The organism is Streptomyces sp. NPDC002619 (genome assembly GCF_042889305.1).
GTDB lineage: Bacteria > Actinomycetota > Actinomycetes > Streptomycetales > Streptomycetaceae > Streptomyces.
The window spans coordinates 438,811-463,462 of sequence record NZ_JBIAQV010000002.1 but is presented as its reverse complement, the minus strand read 5'-3'; the positions used below and the strand labels follow the sequence as shown (position 1 = coordinate 463,462).

Here is a 24,652-nt window from a genome sequence, read left to right as displayed (position 1 = left end):
CGATTTGCGTACTTTCCTCATGATGTGTATGTGGGTCGCGAAGTGTTGGATCTAGGTCCGTGGCGCGGCGATGTTCAGATGAACACCACTCGGATGGGCCTATGGGGCGGCGAAAGCTCATAGAAAGCACCGAGAATGGGTGAATAGCGAGCAAAGTTACCGTCCGTGGGAGTGTGATCACCCTCTGGTCGGAGTGGCCGGGCCCGCTCGTACTGCGTTCACGCGGGCGGGAGTTGGGGCCCGACGCAGGTCACCGGCTGATATCGGTCGGTGTGTATAGTCGGGCGCCAGAGGTCCCCTACGTCAACGAAAGACGAGGTCGCGCGGTGAAGAAGCTTCTCCTGGTCGTACTGGCCGCCATCGGCGGGCTCCTCGTGTACCGCCAGATCCAGGCGGATCGCGCCGAGCAGGATCTGTGGACGGAGGCGACTGACTCCGTGCCCACGGGTTCGTGAGTACCGATACCGGAAACTGATCAGACCCCGACCGCCCCTTGCGGTCGGGGTTTTGTGTTGCCCGGGGAGGGGCTGTCAGGGGCTGTGCCCCGCGTGAGCAGCGGGTTTCGGACGGTCGTGGGGAATGCGCCGATGTCGCCCGGTGGGCCGGGGCAGGATGGCCACCGGCCGGTGGACGGGCCGGGAACGACGACGAGGGGTGGCGCGTGATGGAGCCGAGGTGTACGGCGTGGTGGCGGGCCGGGGCACGTCAGCGCCGCCGGCTGTCGCCAGGCGCCGCGCGCGGTTCCGTGGTAGGGGCAGTGCTGTGCGTCGTCGCAGCCCTGCCGGGTGCGGGCGCGGCGGCCTCCGGTACGGCGCCTGGAGTACCGGGCGGCTACGACTTCGCCGAGGGCGCGCGGACCGTCGCCGGAGCCAGCGGCACCGCGGACGCCGTACGGCTCGAGCCGGGAGAGACCTACCGAAGCTCCATCCCCGCGAACGCCACGCTCACCTACCGCCTGGAACTCGACGCCACGACCACCGCGTACGTCCCCGTCACCGCCGTACCCTCCGCCGACGCCACAGTCACCGCCACCGACGGCATCAGGGTGCGGATGCAGAACGCCGACGGCGACTTCTGCTCCTACGGCTCCGCGCGCTTCGGCGCCGGACTGAGCCCTCGTCCCGTCACCGCGCTCGCGATGCGCGAGGCAGGCAAGACGCTCTGCCAGGGGGCCGGCACCTATTACGTGGTCGTCGAGCACGTCGCCGCGAGCGGGGCGGACGAGGCGCCCTCGGGCGACTGGGGCCTGGAGCTCGCCCCCGCCGAGGAGCCGCGGCTGGTGCAGGCCGGGGCCACGAACGCGCCCCAGGCCTGGGACTCCGCCTCGCCCGAAGCCGTCACGGGCGAACCCCGGCGCCGCGACGGCGGAGCGGGCTTCGCCTCGGCGCGGGCCCTGGGACAAGGGGTCTGGCAGGCCGAGGCCGAACCCGGACAGACCCTCTTCTACAAGGTCCCCGTCGACTGGGGCCAGCAGCTCCACGCCACCGCCGAGCTGGACGCTTCGACCGGTGACGGCGGAACCGGCGGACACGGCGGCTATGTCAGCGGCGCGCTGAACCTGTCGCTGTACAACCCCGTCCGCGGATACGTCGACGACATGGCCCTCGGCTACAGCGGCACCCGGAAGACGGCCGCCCTCGAACCCTTGCCGCCCGTCGAGTACCGCAACCGGTACGGCGTCCTCGGGGAGGTGCGGAGCACGCGGTTCGCCGGTGCCTATTACCTGGTCGTACATCTCAACGGGCAGATGGGCGGCACGTTCGGCCAGGGGCCGTTCGCGGTGACGCTGCGGGTGCGCGTGAGCGGCGCTTCCCATGCCGGCCCCGGATATGCCGGGCCGTCCGACCCGCGAAACCTCTTCGAGGTGACGGCCGCGGACCGGGCCGCCGCCGTCACGGGGAGCGGAGGTGCGGGCGGTGTCACCGCGGGCGACGACCCGGCGATGAAGGTGCTCGCCGCGGCCGGCATCGGCACAGGGAGCGCGCTGCTGCTCGGGCTCGGGGCGTGGACGGTGGTGGCCCGGCGGCGGGCCGGAATTCAGATGCGGGTCAACGCCCAGAAGCCCACGGCGTAGCAGGCCAGCGCGAGGAGCAGGATCGGGATCGCCGCCTTCGCGGGGGGACCTGGGCGGCGCCGTGCACGGCGTCCGGCGCGGTGCGACGTGATTGCCGACACGGGATGCGGAACCTGCGGCGTCCGAGCGGTGTATGAAGCAGTAGAGGCCTGTTGCTGGAATGCCTGTGGCCGAGGGGTTTGTGGCTGAAAGGTTTGTGGAGGGGGGAGGTGGAAGCTGCCGGTGTCCGACATGGTGGAGGGCTGCAGGTCGGGTCCCTGCTGCGGATCGATGGGTACGGCCGTGGATGCGGGCGGTATGGGCGGTACGGCGGTCGAGGTTTCTCCGGGCGCTGCTTCTCCGTCCCCATGGGAAATCTCCTCGATGCGCACTCCCGAAGCCTTGGTGAGGGGACCCGAGGGGGCGAAACCCGGTGGGAGCGGGCCGAGTTGGTCGAAGATCTCGATCAGCTCGTCGTCAGGGCCGGGCTCCGGCAGAAGTTCCACGGCCGCGGCCAGAGCCTTGCGCGCCCCGGTTGCCGTGCGGAATCGGGCGTGCGGGTCCGGTTGCAACAGCGTGGCCACGACCTGCCAGAGAGGTTCGGGGATGCCCTTGGGAGCCCCCGGGGTGCCGTGCTCGGCGAAGTACTCGACCAGGGCCTTGGCGTCGGGCTTGGCCCCCTCCAGCAGATACAGCGCGACCAGGCCCACGGCGAACAGATCGGCCGTGAAGTCCGGGTCCGCGCCCAGCATCTGCTCCGGCGCAAGATAACCCGGAGTCCCCACCACGAGGTTGGTCTCCGTCAGACGCGGCTCGCCCAGCCGCATCGCAATGCCGAAATCGGACAGCCGCAGCCGCGGCCTGCCCGTACCGGTCGCTTCCAGAAGGACATTGGCCGGCTTGACGTCCCGGTGCACGACCCCTTCCGCGTGCACCGCGCCCAGCCCGGAAAGCAGTTGGTCGAGAAGCGTGCACACGAACGACGGTGGCAGGGGGCCGTAGTCCCCGACGAGGTGGACCAGCGAGCCGCCGGCGACCAGGTCCATGGTGAACAGGACCTGGTCGTCGTCGGCGGCCCAGCTCGCCGGTGCGAGCACATGGGGGTGATCGATCCGGAGGGCCTGTTCCCGCACGAAGCGCAGGAGCGAGTGGGCGTCGCGCTGCTGGAGCACCTTGGCCGCCACATAGCGGCGCCGGCGGTGGTCCCAGACGCGCCAGACGGCGCCGACCCCTCCGCGTCCGATCGGGTCGGCCAGTTCATAGCGCCCGGCGAAGACCTCACCCATGGCTGTCCGTCGCTCCTCCCCCTGCGGTCACCCCCCTTGCCTCCCCCGCGATGAGTGATACGACCCCTCTCGTGCCAGGGACCCCTCCCGAGAGCCCGCCCGGTCCGATGCCCGCAGGCACCGACCTCGGCGTCGGCCCGGCCGCCGGACCCCCTCCGGTGGACCGGGCCGTGGGCTCAGTTCTGGTGGGACTGGTAGTGCGTCACCGCGTCGGACGTACGGCCCGCGCCGTAGACCCGGAGGAACTCTGCCAGTTCCGGGTGGGTCGGGGCGAGGGAGTCGGCGGCGTCGATGATGTCCCCCGCGGCGGCCACCGAGCGCAGCAGCGACTGGATCTCGCGGACGACCCGCTTGACCGTGGGCGCCCCCGAACTGCTGGTCGTCTGCGTGGTGTTGTTGAGCACAGAACCCCCCTGCGACTTCTTGATCTCCTCCATGCGCTCGGTTGCCTCGGCCGCGCTGACACTGCCGTCCGTGACCTGTGCCGCCAGGTCCTGCAGCTGCTGCACCCGCTGTACCACCGCGGGATTGCCGATCTTCGCCCGCTGCCCGCTCATCAGCTGCGACAGCATCGGTGCGGACAGCCCCAGGGCCGCCGCGAGACGGGCCTGATTCAGGCCGAGATCGTCGATGAGCTTACGGAAGAGCGCCCCCAACGGCTCCCCGTACCAGTTCCGCTGCAGCTCCCGCGCTCTCGCGGTGGCTTCCTGCTGTGCGGCATCCATTTTGCGTCTCCCCATCGCTTCCCCAAAGACGTGGTTCGCTGTCGCGAACCACGTCGAGCATCTTACGGAGAGTGGTCGTTTCCAGGGAGCCCCATCTTTTTTGCGAGATCCCGGGGGTGACCCGGTACTCTGGTCTGCGGCGCCCTTCCGTGAGCGAGGCTCACGGTGGACGCTTCTCTCACGGGGCCTTAGCTCAGTTGGTAGAGCGCTGTCTTTGCATGGCAGATGTCAGGGGTTCGACTCCCCTAGGCTCCACGTGTATGACCCCTCTGACCTGCGGAAACGTGGTTGGAGGGGTCTTTTGTCCCGGCTTTCTGTGCTGACGTGTCAGCACGGCGGTGCTGACAAAGGTCTGCGGAGGCCCGTGGTTGAGGGGCTTCGGGGTCGTGCTTCTCCCCTGAGGGTCCCCTGCCCCTGATGGCACGGCGGTGGAACTGATTCTTTTGCCGTGGGCGTGGTTTTACAGGCGGTTGAGGGCGGTCACGCGTACCGGCTCTGCGAGGACGGCACGGGCTCCCTTCTCGTCCGCGGTGCGCGCAGCGAGTGTCGCCTCGGCCAGACGCGCAGGGTGTGCTTCGCCGAACTTCAGGCCGCGCACCGCCCGACCGTCGACTTCGGGCAGGCACAGCCGTGCCGTGGCGTCCGTTACGGCGGTCCTCCAGCGGGTCGGCGTCAGGTCGTCGCGTAGGCGGATTTAGTGCTCCTCGGACCGGCGCTGCGGAGCTGCGACGGACGACAGCGAGGCGGCCGGCGTGGCGTTGGCACGATGCCCGGCCCACGTCCACCAGCGGATGTCGCCGTCCGCGTGCCGGGCGATGACCGTCCCGCCGGGGTGCACGGTGTGCAGGCGTCTCTCGCGGGCTCGGTGAGCCGGACGGTGGCCACCACTCCTGCCACAGGTTCTCCCGACCCGGTGTTCCTGGAGGCACAGGGCGACTTGTCGCCACGGCCGTTCGTGTGGTTGAGGATGTTGCCAGCGCTGTCGTACGTTCAGCTCTCCGAGTACCCGAGAGATGAGGGCGCACTGCCGGAGAGCATGTTCCCGGCGCTGTCATACGTCATCGAGGTGACGTTGCCGCGCTGGTCGGTGATGTCGACCGGGCGCAGATAACGGTCGTAGTCGTACGACACGCTCTTGCCGTACGGGGCGATGCTCTCCACCAGAACGTTGCCGGAGTAGACATCGGTCCACATCCCGCCGTCCGGGGCGGTCGCGTGCGACTCGCCGCTGCTGTCCCAGGTGAAGGTCGTGGTCTTGTTGTTCTGGTCCGTCTGGGACTTGATCCTGCCGTCCGAGAGGTGTTGCGGACCGTACTGCCTGCCGGATCGGTGTACGAGGACAACCGCTTCTCCGCGTCGTAAGCGTACGAGGAACTCTTGCCCGCCGGGTCGGTGACCGAGGTCAGCAGGCCGTCCGTGTAGCCGTATGACACCGAGGTGCTGTCGGGCAGGCTCACCTTGCTCAGCAGGCCGTTGGAGTTCAGCCTGATCTTGCAAGGAACCCCGGTCTTCAGACCCGGGATGTACCGGCGTGCGGTCTCCACCGTGTCGATCTGCTTCCGGGCCCGGTCCAGCAGCCAAGGCGGCATCGCGGTACAACCTCTCACCTGGGCAATGAGGCGTCACTTGTGTTCCATGTTTTCACCAAGACGGCGTTGCTGAGGCAGGCGGTGAGGTGGTCACGAGGGAGAACTTCCAGAACTTTCCTCGCCTGGTCTGTGCGGCACCGGCTTCTTTCACGGGAAGCTCCGTCTCTGCCGCTGGCGACGTCCGCTGCGATGGCTCCCGCTTCGTACGCGGTCCTTCGTTTAGATTTCCGCCCACGGATCACCCGTACACATGGCAAAACATCGAGTCTGAGTTGGGGTGAGTGGCGTGGCCAAAGACCAGAAGGCAAAGGCGAAAGTACAGCAGGTGAAGGGCAAGGCCAAAAAGACGGTCGGTGAGGCCCTGGGCAATGAGGGGATGACTGCCAAGGGCCAGGCCGAGAAGTCGGTGGGCGACGCCCGCCAGGCCAAGGAGAAGACTAAGGACGTATTCAAGGGCTGAATCTGGAACGAACACGTGGTCGCGGTCCCGGCTGTCAGGCGAGGATGCGGCCACGTGTGCCCACCTGTGCGTCGCGGAAAGTTCCGTACACGCCCAGGCGATACGGTTGACGGCCTCGGACGCCGGCGGAAGCTGTCGTGGCGGACGACCAACAGCAATGGTGCGCTGCCACGCGTCCACGGTGCACGCAATGTTATGAAACTGTCAGCGCTTGAAGGGGCCCTTGGTCCTCTCTTTCGCGCCCCGCATCATGCCGCGTGCTTCGAGGGCGGCGCCTTTTGCTTCGAGGGTATTTTTGTGCACCGCGTGGGCCGCCTTACGCACGGTCTTTCCGACGACCTGCTCGGCCTTTGCCTTGGCTTTCTCTCCCGCACTCATCTCAGTACCTCCGCACAGTCTCACCAGCCTACTGCCCTCAAGGCATGGGGTAAAACCCAGGACCGGGAAGTTGGTCTCGATCTTGCGTGAGGGTGCCTCGGCAAGCTGACGCACCCTCATGCAAGATCGAGGCCAAAACAGCGGCATTGGTCCCAGTCCCGTACTTCGCAGGTCGTTGATTTGTATGCTTCGAAGCGCGGAGCGGTGTCGGGGACGGAAACTTTTGACAATTCCATCATATGTAGTCATCCCGGCTCAGTGAGGCGAGCCTGCGGCTTCTGCTCTCCGCGTGCGGCTCCTTGAACCACCGCCCAGACTGGAAAGAGGCGGAGTGATGAGCGAGGCCAGCGGTTGCTGCACCATTCGGATCCTCCGTTTGCGAGGTATGGGGGCCCTTGTGCGGGCCCGGCCGGAGCGTCTGCTCGGTAGCCCTTTGGAAGGGAAATCTGATGGCTGATGTACCCAAGATCGCTTTTGCCGCCGCGGTTCTCGGCGGGTATGTCCTGGGCCGGACAAAGAAGGGACGGGTCGCCCTCGGGATGGCGACCTACCTGGCCGGCCGTCAGTTCGGACTGGAACCACAACAGCTGCTGACGGAGGGGGTCAAGAGGTTGCGGGAGCTTCCCCAGCTCGCCGACCTCAACGAGCAGCTCCGCGGTGAGGTCCTCGATGCAGGGCGCAAGGCGATGAGCGCGGTGGCCGACCGCAAACTTGCTGATCTGGCTGACTCTCTGCACCAGCGCACAGAGCGTATAGGCAGCAAGGGCAAGGAGGAGCCGCAGGGCGAGGACGAAGAGCCGGAGGACGAGTACGAAGAAGACGAGGAGCCCGAAGAAGAGGGGGAGGAAGCCGAGGACGAGTACGAAGAGGACGAGGAAGAAGAACCTGAGGAGGAGCTGGAGGAGGAAGAGGAAGAGCCTGAGGACGAGCAGGAGCAGGAAGAAGAGGAGCCGGAAAAACCCTCGCCCCGGCGTCGCCACGCAGCCCGGAAGCCGGACGAGGGCCACGATGGGGGTGCCCGGCGGGGTCGCGAGCGTCGTCCCGAGAGGGCCGCTGCTCGCAAGGCACCTGCCAAAAAGTCGGCCCCCACGAAGAAGGCAACGGCGCAGAAGACGGCACCCGCCAAGAAGACATCAGCGGCGAGGAAGTCCTCGGCTCCGCCGAAAAGGACCGCCGCGAAGAAGACGGCAGCTGAGAAGACGACGGCAAAGAAGGCATCCCCACGGCGGCGGAGGTAGATCCATGGCCGACACGGCACGTGACACGAAAAGCGAGCAGGGCTCGGGGCTGGACCAGTTGCGCGGCGCGTTCACGAGCTATCTGGGCGCCCAGGTGGAAAACCTGGCGGACAAAGCCGGCGACAAACTGGGTGACATCACCAGCGGACTCACGGGTGTGGCGGAGAACGGCGGCGTGCTCCCCAAGGCAGGTCTGCGGATGCTTCAAGGTGATTCACCGTTCAAGGCTCTGATCAGCGAGGGAGCGAAGAGCGTCAAGGACAGCGTGTTCGGCAAGATCAAGGGGGTGTTCGGCGGCGGAGGTGGCAAGGGCCGCAAGTCCGGCACGACCAAGGTCATGAACATGGTCGAAGTGCTGGATGTAGGTGTGCCGCTGCGCTTCGCTTACGACCACTGGACCCAGTACGAGAAGTTCAGCAGCTTCACCAAGGGCGTCCGCAGTGCGTCACGGGGCAAGGAGGCGGACAGCGACTGGAAGGTCAAGGTGGGCCCGTCAACCCGCGGGTGGAAGGCCACGACGCAGGAACAGGTGCCGGACGAGCGCATCGTTTGGACCTCGGAGGGCGCCAAGGGCACCACGCGCGGCTGCGTCAGCTTCCACGAACTGACTTCCACACTGACGCGCATCGTCCTGGTCGTCGAGTACTACCCTTCCGGTTTCTTCGAAAAGACCGGCAACATCTGGCGCGCCCAAGGGCGGCGCCTGCGGCTGGATTTCAAGCATTTCCAGCGCTACGTCACCCTGACCGACGAGGAACCGGAAGGCTGGCGCGGCGAAATCCGTGACGGTGAGGTGGTCCGTACCCACGAGGAAGCCATCGAGGAAGAGGAACAGGCCGCCGACGAAGAGGAAGACACCGACGAGGAAGAAGAGGAGAGCGAATACCCCGAAGACCAGGAGGAAGAATACGAGGAATACGAAGAAGATGGAGAGGGCCGGCCCTGAGGGGCTGCGGCGGGGGACCATCGTCGAACTCGGCGAGCTGCTGACCGCCTTGGGCATCACCCGGGTGGGCGCTTCCCCTGAGTCTGGGCAAACCGCTGAGTGCCGCCGTGTCGTATTGTACCGGGCGATCCAGCGGAAGAACGCCAGTCGGCAGGCGCGGGGGCCGTCCTAGCGGCCGTGCCTTGCAGGGCTCCCGTTTCAAGTTGGCGTTGAATCCAATTCACGCTTCGGATCGGATCCCGCTCCCGGATGCCCGAGCCGCTCGGACTTGCGATGGCTGGTGTCGCACCACGGGTAGATCTGGCTGCGCCGACAAGTGCACAGGGCAACGCGGAACCGGTCGGACGACACGGTGGTGCCGTCCTCAAGGGTGACTTCCACCGGGCCCTCGACCAGGAGCGGCCGTGCACCCTGAGCCACTATGCGGCAGCGGCGTTCAGCCGAGTCGTACAGCACGGATTATCACCAACTCTTCCTTCGCGTCGTCGCTTTCGACCAGGCCGCGGCAGCGCAGCCAGCCGCTCCGAGAACGCACGACGAGACCGAGGGCGATGTGGTGGTGTTCCACGATCCCGGCGCGCAGGTCCGCCGCCCGCAACTGCCGCAGCGACTCTTCCGGACCGCTCAGGGCGGACTGGACCAACAGCAGCGCCCCGTCGGGCCGCAGGAGCGCGGGCGCTTCTTGGCATAGCCGGTCCAGCACGGGGCGGCCGTCGTGCCCGGCGTCCCAGGCCCGTGCCGCACCCCGCCGGGGACACGAAGCGGCGGGGGCCGGCACGTACGGTGGGTTGGACAGGATGAGGTCGAAAGACTGGCCCGACACCGGACCCAGCAGGTCGCCACGTCTGACGCGCAGCGGGAGGCGGGCCAGCACCGCGTTGACCCTGGCGTTGAGAGCCGCTCGCCAGGAGATGTCGACGGCGGTGACGTGCGAGCCGAGCCGGGCCGCGGCCAATGCGACAGCGCCTGCTCCAGTGCCCACGTCGAGGACTTCAGCCTGCGAGGGAAGGGGCGCGTGGTGCAGGGACTGGACGAGTAGGTCTGGGCTTCGCCCTGTCCCGCAAGCACCTGAGAAACGGCTGCTCCATGGCGCCCCGGACCTTGAGCAGTTCGGGGGCACCGAGTACCCGCGATCCAGAACGTCTCACGTCAGCAGCTTGCGGTGGGATCGGCGTCGGTTACGCGGCGCAAATTCTCTGGTGGGTTGATCCGGCCGACTGGTCGTCCTGCTACTGGGATTCCTGACGCGCGCGGGACGAAAAGCCGAGTACCCCTTCGGGCTTCAGTCGGCGGGCGGGAGCAAGGTGCCCAGCGGACCGAGGTCGAGGTTGAGGTCCGCCATGGTCAGTCCGTACTGGGCGCACAGGTCGCGCATGCGGTCGTGGAGGACCATGAGCGTCGCACCCAGGCGTTCCTCCTGTTCCTCGGTGAGGTCCCCTTGGTCGACACGGTGCAATGCCTGGCGTTCCATGAGCTGGCGCAGCAACTCGACCAGAGTGAGAACCAGCCTGATGAGGTCCCGTTCCACAGTGTCGGGGTCAGAGCTGATCCGCCGGGCCGGGGACCGAGAACGCCCGTCGGCCGGAGCCAGGTCGCGTGGTGCTGCAGGCAGCAGACGGAAGGCTCGTGCGGCGGCATCCGCGACCTCGCCGTAGCGCCGCGTCGGCTCGTTCCTTCCCTCACTCTTCATGGTCGCCCCCTCTCGAAGGAGGGTTGTCCGTACCCATTGGTGAGGGATTCTGCGCACTGATAGAAACGATCAGGGCACGCAGCGAAACACGTACAAGGTCGATATCTGCGATGGACAGCACGACATCACCGGTGAGCACGACTCCACCACTGAGAAGTCGATCCAGCAGATCGATGAGCGCGACCTGCCGCTGAGGCAGACTCTCCACCGGTGGCGGGCCGGGCGCGATCACGGGGGCTCACTCTCTGCGGCGGCGTCAGATGTGCCAGGTGGCATGGCGAAGGAGTACGGCGCCCAAGGCCCGGTGACGTCGATCCGGACCCCCTGCAGCCCGTCGGCGGCATGCTTCACGTCCGCCTGAAACTCGTCGCAACGCTCCAGCGACACGAGGTACGCGTCATTGACGACGTTCTCGCCCGACCCCTTGGCGAGAACGCCCTGCTGTACACGGTGCCGGACCTGTTCGGAGGCGTGCTTGCGCCCTACGGCCTCTATTCGCTCCGCGGCAGTCTGCGCTGCCCGATAGACGCTGTCGCGAACGCCCTGCTGTTGCCTGCGGTTGCGGAGATAGGCGCGCCCTGGGCTCTGGCCTGTCGCGGGAGGAGCCGGGGCGGCGGAGACCGCGGATGGCTCGACATAGATTTTGACCCCCCACTCGACGTGCTCGGCGAGCATGGCCAGGCGCTCCGTGAAGATGTCCCGGCCGGCTTTTAGCACGTCCCGCGCCCTGCCGTCGTCGAGGTAAACGGTTGCCAAGCGCAACGGAAGAACGGTGGTGCGCGCTGCCAAGGCCTCTATGACGCCGTGGTGCCCGCGGGCCACCACCTCCAGCCAATCCAGGTCCTCGAGGTGTTGCTTGAGTGCCTCCTCCTGGAAGTCGAGTGCGGGCACGTGGCTCACTACGAGCGTCAACTGATCGTCGCGGGCGTCGTGGACGAGACAGACGGGGGCGCCGGTGACACCACGAAGCTCGGCAGTTCGCTCCTGCAGTCCGTCAGCGTTGCGTGCCACGGCGTACACGTAGGTCATGAAGTCACTCATCATGAGCACGTCCTCGACGACGGCCGGCCTTGTCCTGCAGCGCCTCTTCATACGCGGGGAGCGACCTGTCCTGGCGGAGAATGTCGATCTCGTCGCGCAATCGGCGGTTCTCCTCGGCGAGGGACCGCTCATCTCTGGCCCGGGACGACAGCGCGGGGTCGTGCTCCCACCAGTCGATGCCCATTTCCTTCGCCTTGTCGACCGAGGCGACCAGGAGGCGCAGTTTGATGGTCAACAACTCGATGTCGAGGAGGTTGATCTGGATGTCACCCGCGATGACGATGCCCTTGTCGAGTACACGTTCGAGGATGTCGGCAAGATTGGCGGACGAGCCCTGCCCATACGGCGGCCCCGCTCTGGACGGGGCGGAACCAAGCCTGTTGGCCAGGGGTTCAGTCACGATGGCGCCTCATGTTCCCTCGTACCGGATCAGGCCTGTCCACCCTGCTGGTAGGCCCGAATCTCCTCCAGCCGGTCGAGCAGTTCGTTCTCCTGCCGGTCGAACGTCTCCTCGTCGATGTCGCCTGCAAGGAGCCGCTGCTCCAGCTCCGCGAGTTCGCGATGCACCGGGGCCGGGTCGTAGTACTCGTTCTCGGCTGCCTCCAGGACGCGTTCCACGACCCACCCGACGCCGCGTACGGGCGCCAGGGGAAGGGTGACGAGCTGTGTGAACAAACCCATGAGGATTTCCCTTCAGACGAAGCTGTAAGGGGGGAGAGGGCCGTTCAACCGGAAGGTGAAGTCGCCGCCCAACTGTTCGGCAACGCTCATCTCCGTGCTGAGGAAAGCCTCTTCCTGGTCCTCGGTCACCAGGAACGACGCGCTGACGAAGTCCGCACCGGTCGGCTGGGAGGACTCAAACTCCAGGGCGAGCGGCCGTAGTGCTCCGACGACATCCGCGGCCAGCGTCTCCTGCCGTGCCTGCACCTCCTGGGCCACCAGCTCACCCAGTCGGAGCGGCGCGTCTGGGCCCGCGGTACCGCTGCGGATCTCGGCATTGAGTTCTCGCGCCACGTTCGACTCCCGAAGGATCTGACGCAGCAGCGCGTCTTCGTCCTGCGACGCCTTCAGGTGGTACTCCACGCAGCCCTCCAGTGCTTGGAGCCGCTCGGTGTATTCCTCGTCATGCTGCTTCAGGGCGAGCCGGACGGCGTCGTCGTCCGCGGCCATGAGGCCGAACCTCATCGGCAGCACGGTGCCGTCTGCCATCAGGCGCTCCTGCACCTCTTGGTGAGCGTTGAGATCCCGGCGCTTGGGGCGCAGATCCTCAGGGGCGTCGCTGACGACAGCGCACAGCGATCCGGCCGTCACCGTCCGCAAGTCGGCCGGCGACTCTCCGACGCTACTGAGATCGCTGAGACGGAGTGGATGCTGCCTGCCCGTGATCGAGTAGATGTATACGGCCATGACTCAGTCCTTCTCGCGGGGCTAGCCCCTTTCGCGCTCATGGCGTGAGCTGCTCCGAACCGGCCGCCGGCGCTTCTGCACGGGTTCCCTTTCTAGGCCCTCGTCTTCTTCCTCCTCGCCGCCGTCACGGTCGGTGACACCTTTGAGGGAATCGGTGACCGCTTCCACGGCGCCGGAGAGGGCACCTTTGGCCTTGCCTTTTGCTCCGCTCTCCACCGACTCCCCGATGATGTCGGTGAGCTGGGTCGGCGCCTTTCTCCCGGCTTCGAGATCGAGGCGGTTGCATGCTTCGGCGAAGCGCAAATAGGTGTCGACGCTGGCCACGACGATACGAGCGTCGATCTTGAGGATTTCGATCCCCACCAGCGACACGCGGACGAAGACATCGATCACAAGCCCGCGATCAAGAATGAGTTCCAGGACGTCGTAGAGGCTGCCGGTGCCACCGCCGCGGGCGACACCACCACCTGCACCTTGCGGCACCAATGTCATGGTGCCTCCCTTCACCGGCTCTGCCTTCCTCAGCCTCGCCGGTCGATCTGTCCCCGGGTGTAGCGATGTGTCCTTTCGTACCCCACGAGATCACCTTCCTTGTCGAGGATGACTCGGTAGGTGGCCATCACGCTTGTGGTTTCGGGTACGCGTTCCAGTTCGAGTACCTCCACGTGGGCTTCCCAACCGTCCTCTGTCGGTTTCAGTGCCGAGACGGACTCGGGGGCGCGTCCGAGCAACTCCGTCAGCTGTTCAGCGGCGGAACGCATGGCCCAGGCTGCATTCCCCTTGCCGGAGCGGTGGCGGGAGTCACCCGTGGCGCCCCGGTCGGTGCGGCGGCTGCCACTGGACCGCCGCTTGGCGGGATCTGCTTCAGCCATTGTCTCTCCGGAGGTTGGAGCGAGCGCCAACTTCCACGCACGAACATATAATCTCACCATATAGGGATGTATGCCGCCTCGACGTGGACGGCCGCATATGAATCCGCCCGATGAGCTTGTGCGGCCCGTCTGGGGCACAGCGGCGGCCGGGATGCGCGTCACGTGCGATCCCGCTTCTTTCAATCACGGGCTGAATCAATCACAGGCTGAATAGGGAGCGTTGGCCCGAATACGGGCCTGCTCACCTGCCCTTTTCGAAGGGAACCGGTTCATGAATAACACGACCAAGATCGGCCTCGCCGCCGCGGTCGCGGGCGGCTACGTACTTGGACGCGCGAAGAAAGGTCGTCTTGCCTTCGCGGTGGCAACCTATCTCGCCGGCCGCCGCTTCGAGCTCAACCCTCAGCAGTTGCTGACGGAGGGTCTGCGCAAACTCGGGGATATCCCTGGGGTCGCCGAGTTGAACGAGCAGGTGCGCGGTGAACTGCTGGGTGCCGGACGCAAAGCCCTGGCCGCTACTGCCGATCGGCGCCTCGCCGATCTCGCCGAATCACTTCATGAGCGCACACTTCGCATGGGCGAGAAGGAGGAGGGCGAGTACGAGGAGGGCGAGGAGGAGCTGGAGGAGGGCGAGGAGGAGGAGCAATACCAAGACGAGGAGGAGGAAGAGCCGGAGGAGGAAGAAGAACCCGAGGAGGAGCCCCAGCAAGAGGCGGAGGAAGAGCCTTCACGGCGCCGTCGCCGCGCAGCGGGAACCGCTGCGAAGCAGCAGGCGCCCAAAACCTCCACCAGTAAGTCCGCCGCCAAGAAGGCTGCTCCCGCCAGGAAGAGGGCCCCAGCAAAGGAGACCACACTGCATAGGCCTGCAGCCAAAAAGGCTTCCGAGAGGGCGGAACCGGCAAGGAAGACTGCGGAGAAACGAGCTGCGAAGAAGGCCCCGGCAAAGAAGACGACCGCCAAGAAGACTGCCACGCGGCGGAGGTAGGCCATGGCCGGCAAAGGTCGTGACACCAACCACGGAGAAGGCTCAGGTCTGGAACTGCTGCGCGATGAGCTTGCCGACTACCTCGGTGCTCAGATGGAGCATCTGGTGGAGAGGGCCGGGGATAAGCTGGCGCGGATGTCACCGACCAACTCCTTGACGTAGCCGAGAACGGCGGACCACTTCTCGGTGTCGGCGGACGTATCCTCCGAGGAGATTCCCCCTTGAAGGCACTCGTCGGCGAGAAGGCCAAGGGCATCAAGGACAGCGTGCTGGGCAAAGTTCAGAACGTGTTCGGTGGGGGAGGCGGACACAAGGCCGGAAGCACCAAGGTGAACCTCGTTGAAGTCCTCGACGTGGGTGTGCCAGTTCGCACGGCTTGCAACCACTGGACCCAGTATCAGGAGTTCAGCAGCTTTACCAAAGGGGTGCGCAGTGTCTCGCAGCACGACGAGACCAGCAGCGACTGGAAGCTTAAGGTCGGTCCCTCGACTCGCGTCTGGAAGGCATCAGTTCAGGAACAAGTTCCGGACGACCGGATCGTATGGACCTCCCAAGGCGCGAAGGGAAGCACCCGCGGCTGTGTGAGTTTCCACGAACTCACGCCCGACCTGACTCGCATCGTGCTCGTCGTTGAGTACTACCCCTCGGGTTTCTTCGAGAAGACCGGCAACCTGTGGCGTGCCCAAGGGCGCCGCTTGCGGATGGACTTCAAGAACTTCCAGCGGTATGTCACGTTCGCGGATGAGGAAGTCGAGGGCTGGCGGGGCGAAATCCGCGACGGTGAGGTGGTCCAGAGCCACGAGGAGGCTCTGGAAGAGGAGGAAGCGGCAGATGATGAAGTGGAAGAGGAGGAAGAAGGCTACGACGACGAAGAGGAGCACGACGGGGAGGATGAGGAGGAGTACGACGAGGAAGAAGAATGACGGGGCGCAGCGGGCTTCCGCGGATGCCCGTACCCAGATGCGTCAGGAGGCCGTCTAGGTGAGTATTAGGACAGGTCGCATAAGTGACAGCGAATTCGACGGATGATGGCCGCTTGGGCAGGCGAAGGTGGGTCGGTAGAAATCCCGAGAAAGGCATGATGATGCATCACGACATGCTGGGAATCTATCTGAACGATCATTTGGCCGGAGCCACGCTCGGCGTCGGCCTTGCGCGGCACGTGGCCTACCGGCATCGCCGTTCTGTCCGTGGCTCCAGCTTGGAGCAGATCGCCGATGAGATCGCTGAGGATCGGCAGTCCCTGCTCAGGATCATGGACAAGCTCGGCGTACCCGCCCGTCGTTACAAGATGTGCGTGGGGTGGGCAGCAGAGAGGATGAGGCGGCTGAAACCCAACGGAGTAACTCACCGGAGCTCGGGCCTTGACACGGTCATGGAACTCGAAACTCTGCGGTTGGGGGTCGAGGGGAAGTCCCTGCTCTGGCTCACGCTGCTCGAACTGGCTCCAGGACGGACTGATCTGGATGAGTCACAACTGAAGGATCTACTGGACCGCGCACGCAACCAGCTCGGAGCCCTCGAGGAACTGCGCCGCACGGCGGCGGCAACCTTCTTCTCCCTTCAGGATGTGCAGGCTTCCGCTGGGCAGTGAGCCGTCCTTATGGCCGACACTGTGCTCAGGTCGTGGATCGCTCGTTCCCGTCGTCGTGATCCCGCGTCCGACCCCAGGCCACCGTTTGTATCGAGGCACCCTTGTGTGTGGCAGATTCTCAATGGGGTACAGCATTTTCGGGGTCTCATTCCCCCAGGAGGCCATCGTGATCATCCTTGGGGTTATCCTGCTCGTCGTCGGCTTCCTTACGGGAATCGCCATCCTATGGACGATCGGAATCATCCTGCTCATCATTGGGCTCATCCTCTGGATCCTCGGCACGGTGGGCCACGCCGTGGGTGGTCGCCGCCATTATTGGTGAGGCCATGCGGGATGGGCCGCGTGTTCTTTCGGCCCGAGGTTGTCGGGGTCGGGTCAGGCCGGGAAAGTCTCGGTGCTCCGGCGGAGTATGCGATGTGAGCCCCTTTTAGTGGGACTTACTTATCCCGTGGACGGCACAGGTCGACTGCCGGCGGTCGGGCGGGACGGTGTCAGGGCGTAGGCGGAGAGGTCAGTAGATCCAGCCGCGCGCCCCGCTCCTCGCGGGCGACTCAACTCGCAAGAATGTGGCGCCGAATTCCCCGGAGCAGTGCGATGCGCCGCAAAACCGCCCCGTCGTCCCGCCGCACAGGTTTAAAGATCAAGTCAGAGACGATCTGCGTTTTCGGGATCTCCGGAGCCTGTCTTGGGGCCGTTGCCCGCGGCGCTCATGCCGCGTCATACCGGTCGGCGATACGGGTCACCGTCACCGCGACGGTTACGGGCTCCGGGACACCGAGGGCGGCGAGGTGCGAGATGACGGCGGTCCGCACCCGGTCGTGGACGTTCCTGGCGGTGTCCAGCGCTCTGCGGCCCTCGGCCAGTACGCAACGCACCTCGATGTGCCATCCCGAACCGTCCGGAGCCCGGTCCGCGCGGATACCTGCCTCGGGCGACGTGTGGTTTGGCGTGGTGCCCGCCCGGGTGGGCGCGGCGGCCGCCGCGAGGCGGTGGGCAAGGCGGGGCTGCAGGCCGATCACGCCGGGAACCGCGAGGGCTTTCTCGGCCGCGATGCCGAGGAGTGTGGTCGTGCCGGTGGCGGTCATCACGTACCCCCATCTGTGGGGTGATCGGAGCCTGCGGAGCCTACGGGCGGCCACGGGTCCAGTAGGTCGACCACGGTGATGTCGACGGCCGTCAGGGCGAGACCCAGGACCTGACCGGCTGTGTGGAGGACCGATCGGCGTACCTGATGGACACGGTCGGGCAGCGGACGGTCGAGGGCAGCGGCCAGGGTCATGGTCGCCTGCACGTCGGTGCCCTCGCCTGCGGGTACGAGCCGGCAGGTCGCGGCCTTCGCACCGGGCACCGTGTCCGCGGCCTGCCGCAGTACCTTCGCTGCGGCGCTCTCGGCGATCCGCAGGTCAAGGTCCGGGTCGGCCAGGGGCAACAGCCGCCCGAGCCGGACCTCCGCCCTGACGGCGTCGATGATGCGGTCGGCGAGTGCGTGCAGTCCGGGCGGGTCCTCGGCGCGCAGCGCCCGGGTGGCCGCGTTCAGCGTGGCCAGTCCTTCGACGGCCTCGCGGCAGTGAGGACAGGACGCTGTGTGCGGGTCCGAGGCCGGCGTCGCGTCCTGCGCCTGTTCCCAGACACGGCTGAGCAGACGGCCGCAGGGCAGTACCTCATCACCCGCGAACGGGGGCACGTCGGCGGCTCGGCTGGTGGGGGGCCCGTCAACTCCGGGCGGTTCGGAGGGCCGCGCGTGCGGGTCGTCTAGCGCCATGGGCTCATCGCCTCCTGCAGGGACCGGCGTGCCCTGAACAGTCTGCCGCGTACCGTCTGCTCACTGGTCTGCGTCACGTGCGCGATCTCCTTGTAGGGCAGGCCCTGCACTTCTCTCAGGATCCAGCAGACCCGCTGCCGGGCGTCCAACTCGGCGAGCGCGCAGGCCAAGGCCACCGTGGCCGCATCCTGCTCGGCGGACCGGGCGGGCTGGCTCCACGCGTCGCCCGCCGCGGGTTCGACGACAATGTCCAGGGAGATGGGCGGGGGTCGGCGCCGGCGCATCATGGTCAGGCAACGGTTGACGGTGATCCGGTACATCCAGGTGCGGAACTCCGCACCGTGGCGGTATTCCGGCAGTCGCCGCCAAGCGCTGACGAAGGCATCCTGAACAGCCTCCTCGGCGTCCTGGGCGTTGCCGAGCAGGTAACGGGCCAGGGCCAAGAGGGACCGGCTGTGCCGTCGGACGAGAACGGCGAAGGAGTCCTCGTCACCCTCGGCCGCCCGTACGGCCAGCAGTCCGTCGGGCAGGTCGCATCCCAGCCGTGGGGAAGCAGGGCTTTCGATCATGGCAACTCCCGCGCAGGGCTCGGAACGAGCGTGTACCCCTGCGCGAACTTGTGATGCATGTCACATCTCTTATGTGTGAGAAGTGTGCTGCTCGGTATGTCCAACCTTGTGACGGGCGCCACGCCGGTGTCCGCCCGACCGATCGAGGCGACCGCCATGACGGACAACATCACCAGCGTTGGCGGGGGCAGCCGGCCCGACACAGGCGTGAGCGCGCTGAAGGGCCGTACCGGAGCCGGAACTCCGGCCGAGACACGGGGGAAGACCACTATCGCGGACGGTGTGGTGGCCAAGATCGCGGGCATGGCCGCCCGCGAGGTACCGGGCATCCACAGCCTGGGAGCAGGGATGGCCCGCGCCTTCGGCGCCATGCGGGAACGCGTCCCTGGTGGAGGCGGAGGCGTCACGCGCGGGGTGAAGGTCGAGGTCGGCGAGCGCCAGGCCGCCGTGGATCTAGACGTCGTCGTCGAGTACGGCGTCTTCATCGTCGACGTCGCCGGCGGCGTACGCACCAACGTGATCAGCGCCGTTGAGCGGATGACGGGACTGGAGGTCGTCGAGGTGAACATTGTCGTCGACGACGTCCATCTCCCCGACGAGGAGGAAGAGGCCGAACCGGACGAGGGCCGCGTGAGGTGATCGACCTCCGCGTCCTGGGCATGGGCGGGTGATCGCACGGACGGCGATATACGTTCGCCAGACGGGTGAGTGCATGATGAACACAGCGACGACGGGCCTCGCGGCCGGCATGGCCCTGGGCTTCGCCGGTTACTTCGGCGGCTTCTGGGCATTCCTGCTCGTTCTGGTCCTGGGGGCGGCGGGGCTGATCGTCGGCCTCGTCGTGCAGGGCGACCTCGACCTCCGTGCACGGAGACAGCGGTGAACAGCCGGCCCGGCTTCCCGCCCCTCGGAGAAGGCTCTGGCCCACCAGCGTCGGCCGCCGGCCTGCCGCCTCCGGCCGAGCGGGGCGCCATGGTCATCCCGGACAGGGTGGTCGCCCGTATCGCCGCCCGAGCCGCACGCACGGCCCAGTCCCGGCACGCCGCCATACCACCCGACCGGAGCGGACCGGCAGCGCCCGCCGCCTCAGCGGCCACCCGTACCGGATCGGTGCGTCTGCACCTGACCATGGACCTGCCCTATCCCGCCGACATCCCCCAGGTCTGCGAGCGGATACGGCACGACGTCGCCGAGCGGGTGGCCCAGCTGACCGGCTTGAAGGTGGGAGAAATCACCCTCACCATCCGGCGGCTGGTGACGGCCGCCGGCGTGAACCAAGGACGGGTCCGGTGAGCCGCCACGCGACCCGGGCCGCCGGGCACTCCGTGCAGGAAGGAGGATGGGAATGACACCCGACCCTGACCTTCCCGCCCGCAGCTCTGCGCCATCCGCGCGCCGTGCCACAGTGCCGCTGACGAAGGAGCCCGCCGAGGAGCCGAGGGAGCCGACAGAGCCCGGTCCGCCCGCGCGCGGCGCGCCCCCACCGAATCTGACGGCCGGTGAGCACGACAGGCACAGCAGAGGGCACCGGACGGGCCGCCCGTGGTCCGCACGCCGCCTTCCGGCCGTGCTGCTCGCCTCGGTGGTTCTCGTGGCGGCGGGCGCGGCGCTGATCGACGTCGTCGCGGTGCGGGCGGGACGCCCGGCGGCGGCCTGGCGCCGGCACCTGGCGGACGAACTGGCCACCCGCCCCGTGGACGACGTGTGGATGCTCACGGGAGCCGCCGTGGCCGCCGCCGTCGGCGTCTGGCTGATCGTCCTGGCCCTCACCCCTGGCCGACGCCACTGGCTGCCCCTGCGTTCCCCCGTGCCCCGGCTGCGAGCCTCTCTGAACCGCGACGGCGCCGCCGATCTGCTTCGTGATGCCGCCATGCGGGTACCCGGAGTCAGTACGGCCCGCGTCCGGGTGCGCCGCCACCGTGTCAAAGCCCGCGCGGATGTCCGCTTCCGCGATCCCCAACAGGTGAAGGACGACCTCACCGCCGTCCTCGGCGAGGAGCGCGACCAGCTCGCCCTCACCCGCCCTCCCCGCATCGCCGTACGGGTGCGGCAACGCACCGACTGACCGGAAACCCCCAGCACCGGAGCCCGAACCATGACGCCGCGACCTGTACTCAACCGCAGTCTGCTAGCCCTCGCCGGACTGGTGCTGCTAGGCGGCGGTCTGCTGATCCTCTTCGCCGGGCTCGACATCTACCGTCGACACGATCTGGTCCCGCCCGTCGGCTGGCCCCTGACCGTCCCGGACGACGTCCTGCTCAGCTCTGCCGACCGGGCCCGCTGGAGCAGCCAGGGCTGGTGGTGGTGGCCCGCTGTCATCGCCGCTCTCGCCCTCGTCGCCCTGCTCGCCCTCTGGTGGCTGCTCGCCCAACTGCGCCGACGCCACCCAGGAGCGCTGACCCTCGGCGGCACACCCCCGCAGGAAGGCGTCGAACTGCGCGACCGCGCGCTCAGCGACGCGATCGCCGCCGAAGCCGGTGCCCTGCCGGGGGTTGAGCATGCGGCGGTACACATCACTGGCCGGCCTGCCCACCCCCGCACCCGCGTCAGGCTTGCTCTCACCCCTCAGGGGGCACCACCCGGTGCTGTCCTCGACGCCCTGTGCGAAGGCCCGCTCCGAACCGCTCGTCGGTCCACCGGATCCCCGCACATGCCCACCGAGGTCCGCCTACAGGTCGCCCACCACAAACCGCACCGCGCGGAGTAAGCGCGTTTTGGCAAACCGAACCCCTGCTCGGTGAGAAGGAGTTTCCCCATGCTCGAAGCGTGACCGTGGTGGGCAGGCAGCGGACGGTTGTTGTCGGCCTGGAGGGTGCGGTGCCGTCGGTGATCGGTTGGAGGCGCGGGCACTGGAGGACCTGGAGTCCTTGGCACGAGGGCGTTGAGATCGATGTCGAGCGGGAAGGGCACGGAGATCTTCGGCTGGCAGTGGACAGCGGGCGCTCCGGTCTCGTCCTCGATGCGCCAGAAGCGCTGTCGTAGAGAGCATCTGACGTTTCCTGAGCATGCGGGATCATTCGGGATAATTTGCTTCAGGGAACATAAGCTGAGATCTGAGATCTGCATATCCCATGGATCTATCGGGAAGCTGGGCCGTGTCCAGTAACCCTTGATTCGTGACCGCAACGGCTGACTGGCCCGTGCTGACATTTCGGCACGGCACCCGGATCCAGGAGGATCGAGCCGGATCGAGGAGGGTGGAAACGGGAGTCTTTGGCCGGTTCTCCGGTAAAACCGTAGGTCGGGAAGATAGCGATTTCGGGTTCGACTCCCCTAGGCTCCACTCCTCCAGATCCCCTCTGACCCGCGGAAACGCAGAGCAGAGGGGATCTTGGTGTTTGTGCTGGAACCGCCCGCTCCCGGAGGCCGTGAACGCCGCCCTCGCGCTGCTCGGCGTCCTCACCAGCGACGTGTTCCCGCGGAGCAACTCACCGCATCGACACGGGAGTTGATGTGGGAAGCTGTCGTCAGCGGCGGGGCGGACGTGGGGAGGCGAGCAGGGTGAGTCAGGACGGTTCCCGGGTCGGGGAGATAGACACCAGCAGGCCGCATCCCGCGCGGATCTACGACTACCTGCTGGGCGGCCAGGACAACTACGAGGTGGACCAGCACGCCGGCGACCAACTCGCCGCCGCCGCACCCGAAGTACGGATCGGCCTGCGCGCCAACCGCGCCTTCCTGCAGCGCGCCGTGCGCCACGTCGTCGAGAGCGGCGTACGCCAGATCCTCGACATCGGCGCCGGACTGCCCACCTCCCCGAACGTGCACGAGGTCGCCCAGAAAGCCGCGCCGGACATACGGGTCGCGTACGTCGACAACGATCCGATCGTGAAGGCACACGGCGACGCCCTGCTCAGCGGCTCCGGCCCCACCAGCATCGTGCTCGCCGACCTGCGCGAACCGCAGACCGTCGTCGACCACCCCGACGTCCGCCGCATGATCGACTTCGACGAACCAGTCGCGCTGCTCCTGGTCGCCGTCGTCCACTTCCTCACCGACGCCGAGGAACCCGAACGGATCGTCGCCACCCTGCGCGACGCACTGCCCACCGACAGCTACCTGGTGCTCTCCCACGCCACAGGCGACTTCGCCGACCGCAGCGCGGCCCAGGCCGTCTACAACAAGGCCACCGCCAGCCTCAACCTGCGCTCCCGCACCGAGATCGAGCGACTCTTCGACGGCTTCGAACTGATCGAGCCCGGCCTGGCCCAGGTCCCGTTCTGGCGCCCCGACGTCCCACCACCGGCCCGCTCCGGCGAGATCGGCTTCTACGGAGGGGTGGCCCGCAAAACCGGCTGAACCGCCACCCGGGCACCGTCGCATTCCAGCGCCCTCCGGTCGATGCCGGCCCGGCCGTCACAGCACGCGGCGGGGTGGGAGACATACGACCGTCTCCCACCCCGCCACACAAACCGCCCGAACGGGCCGGGCCGCGCCTACTCTTCCTCGTCCCGCTTCGACGCCTCCTCCTCGGCCTGCTTGGCCTGCACCTCCGGGTCGAGGACCGACCTGTCGGGCCTGCCGTCCATCGAGCTCAGCCCACCCGACTCCGGCACCTCCGTCGCGGCGGGCGGCTCCACCAGCCAGTCGGGGTTGGCCTGCTTGTCCCACCACTTCCAGGCGGCGAAAGCACCGCCCGCCAGGACACCCAGCAGCGCCAGCACCTTCACAGCACGGCCGGCGCGCGCCCGCCGCTCGTGCTTGCGCACCAGCTTCTGGATCTCCTCCGGCGAGACCTGCCCACGCAACGCGGCCAGCGCCGCGACACCCCGCGCCGCGGCCTCGTCACGCACCGGCCCCGCCGCGGCCACCGCCTGCTCGATCCTCGGCCGGGAATACTCGGCGGCCTGCCGGGCCGCGACGCGCGTACGCACCGCGGCTTCGTGCGCCGCCTGGTCCACCTTCGGCGGCACATGCGACCGCGCCTGTTCGAGCCGCGGTGCGAGATGGGCGTCGTACTGGACGCGGGCCTGGGCGCGAGCCTGTTCAGCGGCCTGCGACACCATCGGCGCGAGCCGTACGCGTGCCTCCTGCGCGTAGTACGCGGCACGCTCCTTGGCCGTGTCGGCGTAGGGCGCCACCACTTCCGCGGCGTGCAGCACGCTGTCCTTCGCCGAGCCGGTCGCGGCGCGCACGCTGTCGATGCGGGTCACGGGAATCCTCCTCCTCGGTGGCGTACGGTATTTCGACTTTCCACCCATTTACGGATCATGCCTGCACGCGAGCCACGAGGCATGCGAGGGCGGGCATACGGGTGCCGAACAACCTGTTCAATCCCAAGAGCGGACGAAAGACGAATTCTGGGCAACAGGAGCTTGTCCACGACAATGCCACGGATCGTCGCCTTGCGCCCCCGTCCCGAGCGGACTCGACCGGTTTTCCGCAAGCGATTCGCGCGGATGCGCACCCGTACGCCGCCGCCGGGCGACGCACCGCCCCGACCGTGCGAGGATCGGTGAATCGCAGGAAGACAACGGAAGGCAGACCGTGGCCGAGCAGCTTTACGCCACCCTGAAGACCAATCACGGCGACATCGAGATCCGGCTGTTCCCGAACCACGCGCCCAAGACGGTCAAGAACTTCGTCGAACTCGCACAGGGCGAGCGGGAGTGGACACACCCGCAGACCGGCGTGAAGAGCACCGACAAGCTCTACGACGGCACGATCTTCCACCGGGTCATCAGCGGCTTCATGATCCAGGGCGGCGACCCGCTCGGCACCGGCATCGGCGGCCCCGGCTACGAGTTCGCGGACGAGTTCCACCCCGAGCTCGCCTTCAACAAGCCCTACCTGCTCGCCATGGCCAACGCCGGCCCGGCCACCAACGGCTCCCAGTTCTTCATCACCTTGGCCCCCACTGCCTGGCTGACCCGCAAGCACACCATCTTCGGCGAGGTCACCGACCCGGCCAGCCAAAAGGTGGTGAACGCGATCGCCGCCGTCCCCACCACGCGACCCAACGACCGGCCCGTCGACGACGTCGTCATCGAGTCCGTCGTCGTCGAGAAGCGCCAGGCCTGAGCCACCGGGTCGGGCCGGGTCCGTGCCGCCCGCACC

The 24,652-nt window shown here is 67.3% G+C and carries 33 protein-coding genes, 1 tRNA gene and 2 pseudogenes; 17 read left to right on the top strand and 19 right to left on the bottom strand.

Annotated features, from left to right (window positions below):
* Positions 1–326 precede the first annotated feature (326 nt).
* Together ACFYXB_RS06335 and ACFYXB_RS06330 are read left to right on the top strand one after the other, a co-directional pair.
* On the top strand, positions 327–455 hold the full coding sequence (locus ACFYXB_RS06335; RefSeq protein WP_217788237.1) for a DLW-39 family protein: 129 nt from the start codon (positions 327–329) through the stop codon (positions 453–455).
* 209 nt (positions 456–664) lie between these two features.
* Complete coding sequence (locus tag ACFYXB_RS06330; protein ID WP_389578660.1) at positions 665–2,074, top strand: hypothetical protein; 1,410 nt, start codon at positions 665–667, stop codon at positions 2,072–2,074.
* Here the strand turns inward: ACFYXB_RS06330 and ACFYXB_RS06325 are convergent.
* Both ACFYXB_RS06325 and ACFYXB_RS06320 read right to left on the bottom strand, forming a co-directional pair.
* A complete protein-coding gene (locus ACFYXB_RS06325) occupies positions 2,038–3,339 on the bottom strand; it encodes a protein kinase (RefSeq protein WP_389578311.1) in 1,302 nt (433 codons plus the stop codon). The two genes, ACFYXB_RS06330 and ACFYXB_RS06325, sit on opposite strands and share 37 nt — an antisense overlap.
* Before the next feature lie 176 nt (positions 3,340–3,515).
* The gene (locus tag ACFYXB_RS06320) at positions 3,516–4,064 is read right to left on the bottom strand and encodes a DNA-binding protein (RefSeq protein ID WP_389578310.1); all 549 of its coding nucleotides are present in this window, start codon (positions 4,062–4,064) and stop codon (positions 3,516–3,518) included.
* A gap of 182 nt (positions 4,065–4,246) precedes the next feature.
* On the opposite strand from ACFYXB_RS06320, the gene ACFYXB_RS06315 reads away from it, so the two are divergent.
* Positions 4,247–4,319, top strand: a tRNA-Ala gene (locus ACFYXB_RS06315).
* A gap of 205 nt (positions 4,320–4,524) precedes the next feature.
* Here the strand turns inward: ACFYXB_RS06315 and ACFYXB_RS06310 are convergent.
* Positions 4,525–4,662 carry a hypothetical protein gene (locus tag ACFYXB_RS06310; protein WP_389578308.1) on the bottom strand — a complete coding sequence of 46 codons (138 nt, stop codon included), beginning with the start codon at positions 4,660–4,662 and terminating at the stop codon, positions 4,525–4,527.
* Between the two features lie 334 nt (positions 4,663–4,996).
* Positions 4,997–5,548 (bottom strand): annotated as a pseudogene (locus ACFYXB_RS06305) (RHS repeat protein); the annotation flags it as partial.
* 391 nt (positions 5,549–5,939) lie between these two features.
* Here ACFYXB_RS06305 and ACFYXB_RS06300 point away from each other — a divergent pair.
* The gene (locus ACFYXB_RS06300; RefSeq protein WP_389578305.1) at positions 5,940–6,113 is read left to right on the top strand and encodes a CsbD family protein; all 174 of its coding nucleotides are present in this window, start codon (positions 5,940–5,942) and stop codon (positions 6,111–6,113) included.
* Between the two features lie 204 nt (positions 6,114–6,317).
* On the opposite strand, the gene ACFYXB_RS06295 is transcribed toward ACFYXB_RS06300, so the two are convergent.
* Entirely contained in the window at positions 6,318–6,491 is a 174-nt protein-coding gene (locus ACFYXB_RS06295; protein ID WP_351368266.1) for a hypothetical protein, read from the bottom strand.
* Positions 6,492–6,940: 449 nt separating this feature from the next.
* On the opposite strand from ACFYXB_RS06295, the gene ACFYXB_RS06290 reads away from it, so the two are divergent.
* Entirely contained in the window at positions 6,941–7,729 is a 789-nt protein-coding gene (locus ACFYXB_RS06290) for a histone protein (protein WP_389578303.1), read from the top strand.
* A 4-nt stretch (positions 7,730–7,733) separates the two neighbouring features.
* The gene (locus tag ACFYXB_RS06285) at positions 7,734–8,675 is read left to right on the top strand and encodes an SRPBCC family protein (RefSeq protein WP_389578301.1); all 942 of its coding nucleotides are present in this window, start codon (positions 7,734–7,736) and stop codon (positions 8,673–8,675) included.
* A 198-nt stretch (positions 8,676–8,873) separates the two neighbouring features.
* Here the strand turns inward: ACFYXB_RS06285 and ACFYXB_RS06280 are convergent, their stop codons facing one another.
* The 10 genes from ACFYXB_RS06280 to ACFYXB_RS06235 all read right to left on the bottom strand — a co-directional run bounded on the left by ACFYXB_RS06280 (position 8,874) and on the right by ACFYXB_RS06235 (position 13,685).
* Positions 8,874–9,131 (bottom strand): CDGSH iron-sulfur domain-containing protein, encoded by a 258-nt coding sequence (locus ACFYXB_RS06280; RefSeq protein ID WP_389578298.1) that lies wholly within the window; start codon positions 9,129–9,131, stop codon positions 8,874–8,876.
* On the bottom strand, positions 9,112–9,795 hold the full coding sequence (locus ACFYXB_RS06275; protein WP_389578295.1) for a HemK2/MTQ2 family protein methyltransferase: 684 nt from the start codon (positions 9,793–9,795) through the stop codon (positions 9,112–9,114). The genes ACFYXB_RS06280 and ACFYXB_RS06275 overlap by 20 nt, the downstream gene beginning before the upstream one ends.
* Positions 9,796–9,957: 162 nt before the next feature.
* Positions 9,958–10,365 carry a gas vesicle protein K gene (locus ACFYXB_RS06270; protein ID WP_351365221.1) on the bottom strand — a complete coding sequence of 136 codons (408 nt, stop codon included), beginning with the start codon at positions 10,363–10,365 and terminating at the stop codon, positions 9,958–9,960.
* Positions 10,355–10,597 carry a gas vesicle protein gene (locus ACFYXB_RS06265; protein WP_389578292.1) on the bottom strand — a complete coding sequence of 81 codons (243 nt, stop codon included), beginning with the start codon at positions 10,595–10,597 and terminating at the stop codon, positions 10,355–10,357. Before ACFYXB_RS06265 ends, ACFYXB_RS06270 begins: the two co-directional genes overlap by 11 nt.
* Positions 10,594–11,394 carry a GvpL/GvpF family gas vesicle protein gene (locus ACFYXB_RS06260; protein ID WP_389578290.1) on the bottom strand — a complete coding sequence of 267 codons (801 nt, stop codon included), beginning with the start codon at positions 11,392–11,394 and terminating at the stop codon, positions 10,594–10,596. The genes ACFYXB_RS06265 and ACFYXB_RS06260 overlap by 4 nt, the downstream gene beginning before the upstream one ends.
* A 4-nt stretch (positions 11,395–11,398) precedes the next feature.
* Positions 11,399–11,806 carry a gas vesicle protein gene (locus ACFYXB_RS06255; RefSeq protein WP_389578289.1) on the bottom strand — a complete coding sequence of 136 codons (408 nt, stop codon included), beginning with the start codon at positions 11,804–11,806 and terminating at the stop codon, positions 11,399–11,401.
* A 29-nt stretch (positions 11,807–11,835) separates the two neighbouring features.
* Entirely contained in the window at positions 11,836–12,087 is a 252-nt protein-coding gene (locus ACFYXB_RS06250; RefSeq protein ID WP_389578287.1) for a gas vesicle protein GvpG, read from the bottom strand.
* Positions 12,088–12,099: 12 nt separating this feature from the next.
* A complete protein-coding gene (locus tag ACFYXB_RS06245; protein WP_389578285.1) occupies positions 12,100–12,813 on the bottom strand; it encodes a GvpL/GvpF family gas vesicle protein in 714 nt (237 codons plus the stop codon).
* A 21-nt stretch (positions 12,814–12,834) separates the two neighbouring features.
* The gene (locus ACFYXB_RS06240; RefSeq protein ID WP_389578283.1) at positions 12,835–13,305 is read right to left on the bottom strand and encodes a gas vesicle structural protein GvpA; all 471 of its coding nucleotides are present in this window, start codon (positions 13,303–13,305) and stop codon (positions 12,835–12,837) included.
* Between the two features lie 29 nt (positions 13,306–13,334).
* Positions 13,335–13,685 carry a gas vesicle protein gene (locus ACFYXB_RS06235; protein ID WP_389578281.1) on the bottom strand — a complete coding sequence of 117 codons (351 nt, stop codon included), beginning with the start codon at positions 13,683–13,685 and terminating at the stop codon, positions 13,335–13,337.
* Positions 13,686–13,956: 271 nt separating this feature from the next.
* On the opposite strand from ACFYXB_RS06235, the gene ACFYXB_RS06230 reads away from it, so the two are divergent.
* The 4 genes and pseudogenes from ACFYXB_RS06230 to ACFYXB_RS06215 all read left to right on the top strand — a co-directional run bounded on the left by ACFYXB_RS06230 (position 13,957) and on the right by ACFYXB_RS06215 (position 16,586).
* Entirely contained in the window at positions 13,957–14,670 is a 714-nt protein-coding gene (locus ACFYXB_RS06230; RefSeq protein ID WP_389578279.1) for a histone protein, read from the top strand.
* A 3-nt stretch (positions 14,671–14,673) separates the two neighbouring features.
* Positions 14,674–15,593, top strand: a pseudogene (locus ACFYXB_RS06225) (SRPBCC family protein).
* Positions 15,594–15,748: 155 nt separating this feature from the next.
* A complete protein-coding gene (locus tag ACFYXB_RS06220) occupies positions 15,749–16,264 on the top strand; it encodes a hypothetical protein (protein ID WP_389578276.1) in 516 nt (171 codons plus the stop codon).
* A gap of 166 nt (positions 16,265–16,430) precedes the next feature.
* Positions 16,431–16,586 (top strand): DUF6131 family protein, encoded by a 156-nt coding sequence (locus ACFYXB_RS06215; protein ID WP_351365249.1) that lies wholly within the window; start codon positions 16,431–16,433, stop codon positions 16,584–16,586.
* A 385-nt stretch (positions 16,587–16,971) separates the two neighbouring features.
* Here the strand turns inward: ACFYXB_RS06215 and ACFYXB_RS06210 are convergent, their stop codons facing one another.
* From ACFYXB_RS06210 to ACFYXB_RS06200, 3 genes are read right to left on the bottom strand one after another with little or no spacing between them, the layout of a single operon-like run.
* Positions 16,972–17,349 carry a hypothetical protein gene (locus tag ACFYXB_RS06210; RefSeq protein ID WP_389578274.1) on the bottom strand — a complete coding sequence of 126 codons (378 nt, stop codon included), beginning with the start codon at positions 17,347–17,349 and terminating at the stop codon, positions 16,972–16,974.
* A complete protein-coding gene (locus ACFYXB_RS06205; protein ID WP_389578272.1) occupies positions 17,349–18,026 on the bottom strand; it encodes a hypothetical protein in 678 nt (225 codons plus the stop codon). Before ACFYXB_RS06205 ends, ACFYXB_RS06210 begins: the two co-directional genes overlap by 1 nt.
* Positions 18,017–18,595 carry an RNA polymerase sigma factor gene (locus tag ACFYXB_RS06200; RefSeq protein ID WP_389578269.1) on the bottom strand — a complete coding sequence of 193 codons (579 nt, stop codon included), beginning with the start codon at positions 18,593–18,595 and terminating at the stop codon, positions 18,017–18,019. The genes ACFYXB_RS06205 and ACFYXB_RS06200 overlap by 10 nt, the downstream gene beginning before the upstream one ends.
* Positions 18,596–18,751: 156 nt before the next feature.
* Here ACFYXB_RS06200 and ACFYXB_RS06195 point away from each other — a divergent pair, with 156 nt between their 5' ends.
* The 6 genes from ACFYXB_RS06195 (at position 18,752) to ACFYXB_RS06170 (ending at position 22,894) form a co-directional block, all read left to right on the top strand.
* Positions 18,752–19,234, top strand: coding sequence for an Asp23/Gls24 family envelope stress response protein (locus ACFYXB_RS06195; protein WP_389578658.1), 483 nt, complete (start codon positions 18,752–18,754; stop codon positions 19,232–19,234).
* Positions 19,235–19,307: 73 nt separating this feature from the next.
* Complete coding sequence (locus tag ACFYXB_RS06190) at positions 19,308–19,478, top strand: hypothetical protein (protein WP_389578680.1); 171 nt, start codon at positions 19,308–19,310, stop codon at positions 19,476–19,478.
* Positions 19,475–19,888 (top strand): Asp23/Gls24 family envelope stress response protein, encoded by a 414-nt coding sequence (locus tag ACFYXB_RS06185; protein WP_389578266.1) that lies wholly within the window; start codon positions 19,475–19,477, stop codon positions 19,886–19,888. Before ACFYXB_RS06190 ends, ACFYXB_RS06185 begins: the two co-directional genes overlap by 4 nt.
* Before the next feature lie 52 nt (positions 19,889–19,940).
* Positions 19,941–20,660, top strand: coding sequence for a DUF6286 domain-containing protein (locus tag ACFYXB_RS06180; RefSeq protein WP_389578263.1), 720 nt, complete (start codon positions 19,941–19,943; stop codon positions 20,658–20,660).
* Between the two features lie 30 nt (positions 20,661–20,690).
* Positions 20,691–21,302, top strand: coding sequence for an alkaline shock response membrane anchor protein AmaP (locus ACFYXB_RS06175; protein ID WP_389578260.1), 612 nt, complete (start codon positions 20,691–20,693; stop codon positions 21,300–21,302).
* 794 nt (positions 21,303–22,096) lie between these two features.
* A complete protein-coding gene (locus tag ACFYXB_RS06170) occupies positions 22,097–22,894 on the top strand; it encodes an SAM-dependent methyltransferase (RefSeq protein WP_389578257.1) in 798 nt (265 codons plus the stop codon).
* Positions 22,895–23,031: 137 nt separating this feature from the next.
* Here the strand turns inward: ACFYXB_RS06170 and ACFYXB_RS06165 are convergent, their stop codons facing one another.
* Entirely contained in the window at positions 23,032–23,748 is a 717-nt protein-coding gene (locus ACFYXB_RS06165; protein WP_351346152.1) for a DUF5324 family protein, read from the bottom strand.
* Between the two features lie 334 nt (positions 23,749–24,082).
* Here ACFYXB_RS06165 and ACFYXB_RS06160 point away from each other — a divergent pair, with 334 nt between their 5' ends.
* A complete protein-coding gene (locus ACFYXB_RS06160; protein ID WP_389578254.1) occupies positions 24,083–24,616 on the top strand; it encodes a peptidylprolyl isomerase in 534 nt (177 codons plus the stop codon).
* The last annotated feature ends 36 nt before the right edge of the window (positions 24,617–24,652 follow it).

Bases quoted from the DNA above. Each gene is read 5' to 3' on its own strand.
- ACFYXB_RS06330 (WP_389578660.1), top strand. From the start codon at position 665: ATGGAGCCGAGGTGTACGGCGTGGTGGCGGGCCGGGGCACGTCAGCGC.
- ACFYXB_RS06325 (WP_389578311.1), bottom strand. From the start codon at position 3,339: ATGGGTGAGGTCTTCGCCGGGCGCTATGAACTGGCCGACCCGATCGGA.
- ACFYXB_RS06320 (WP_389578310.1), bottom strand. From the start codon at position 4,064: ATGGATGCCGCACAGCAGGAAGCCACCGCGAGAGCGCGGGAGCTGCAG.
- ACFYXB_RS06295 (WP_351368266.1), bottom strand. From the start codon at position 6,491: ATGAGTGCGGGAGAGAAAGCCAAGGCAAAGGCCGAGCAGGTCGTCGGA.
- ACFYXB_RS06290 (WP_389578303.1), top strand. From the start codon at position 6,941: ATGGCTGATGTACCCAAGATCGCTTTTGCCGCCGCGGTTCTCGGCGGG.
- ACFYXB_RS06285 (WP_389578301.1), top strand. From the start codon at position 7,734: ATGGCCGACACGGCACGTGACACGAAAAGCGAGCAGGGCTCGGGGCTG.
- ACFYXB_RS06270 (WP_351365221.1), bottom strand. From the start codon at position 10,365: ATGAAGAGTGAGGGAAGGAACGAGCCGACGCGGCGCTACGGCGAGGTC.
- ACFYXB_RS06260 (WP_389578290.1), bottom strand. From the start codon at position 11,394: ATGACCTACGTGTACGCCGTGGCACGCAACGCTGACGGACTGCAGGAG.
- ACFYXB_RS06250 (WP_389578287.1), bottom strand. From the start codon at position 12,087: ATGGGTTTGTTCACACAGCTCGTCACCCTTCCCCTGGCGCCCGTACGC.
- ACFYXB_RS06245 (WP_389578285.1), bottom strand. From the start codon at position 12,813: ATGGCCGTATACATCTACTCGATCACGGGCAGGCAGCATCCACTCCGT.
- ACFYXB_RS06240 (WP_389578283.1), bottom strand. From the start codon at position 13,305: ATGACATTGGTGCCGCAAGGTGCAGGTGGTGGTGTCGCCCGCGGCGGT.
- ACFYXB_RS06235 (WP_389578281.1), bottom strand. From the start codon at position 13,685: ATGGCTGAAGCAGATCCCGCCAAGCGGCGGTCCAGTGGCAGCCGCCGC.
- ACFYXB_RS06230 (WP_389578279.1), top strand. From the start codon at position 13,957: ATGAATAACACGACCAAGATCGGCCTCGCCGCCGCGGTCGCGGGCGGC.
- ACFYXB_RS06220 (WP_389578276.1), top strand. From the start codon at position 15,749: ATGATGATGCATCACGACATGCTGGGAATCTATCTGAACGATCATTTG.
- ACFYXB_RS06210 (WP_389578274.1), bottom strand. From the start codon at position 17,349: ATGACCGCCACCGGCACGACCACACTCCTCGGCATCGCGGCCGAGAAA.
- ACFYXB_RS06205 (WP_389578272.1), bottom strand. From the start codon at position 18,026: ATGGCGCTAGACGACCCGCACGCGCGGCCCTCCGAACCGCCCGGAGTT.
- ACFYXB_RS06200 (WP_389578269.1), bottom strand. From the start codon at position 18,595: ATGATCGAAAGCCCTGCTTCCCCACGGCTGGGATGCGACCTGCCCGAC.
- ACFYXB_RS06195 (WP_389578658.1), top strand. From the start codon at position 18,752: ATGACGGACAACATCACCAGCGTTGGCGGGGGCAGCCGGCCCGACACA.
- ACFYXB_RS06190 (WP_389578680.1), top strand. From the start codon at position 19,308: ATGATGAACACAGCGACGACGGGCCTCGCGGCCGGCATGGCCCTGGGC.
- ACFYXB_RS06180 (WP_389578263.1), top strand. From the start codon at position 19,941: ATGACACCCGACCCTGACCTTCCCGCCCGCAGCTCTGCGCCATCCGCG.
- ACFYXB_RS06175 (WP_389578260.1), top strand. From the start codon at position 20,691: ATGACGCCGCGACCTGTACTCAACCGCAGTCTGCTAGCCCTCGCCGGA.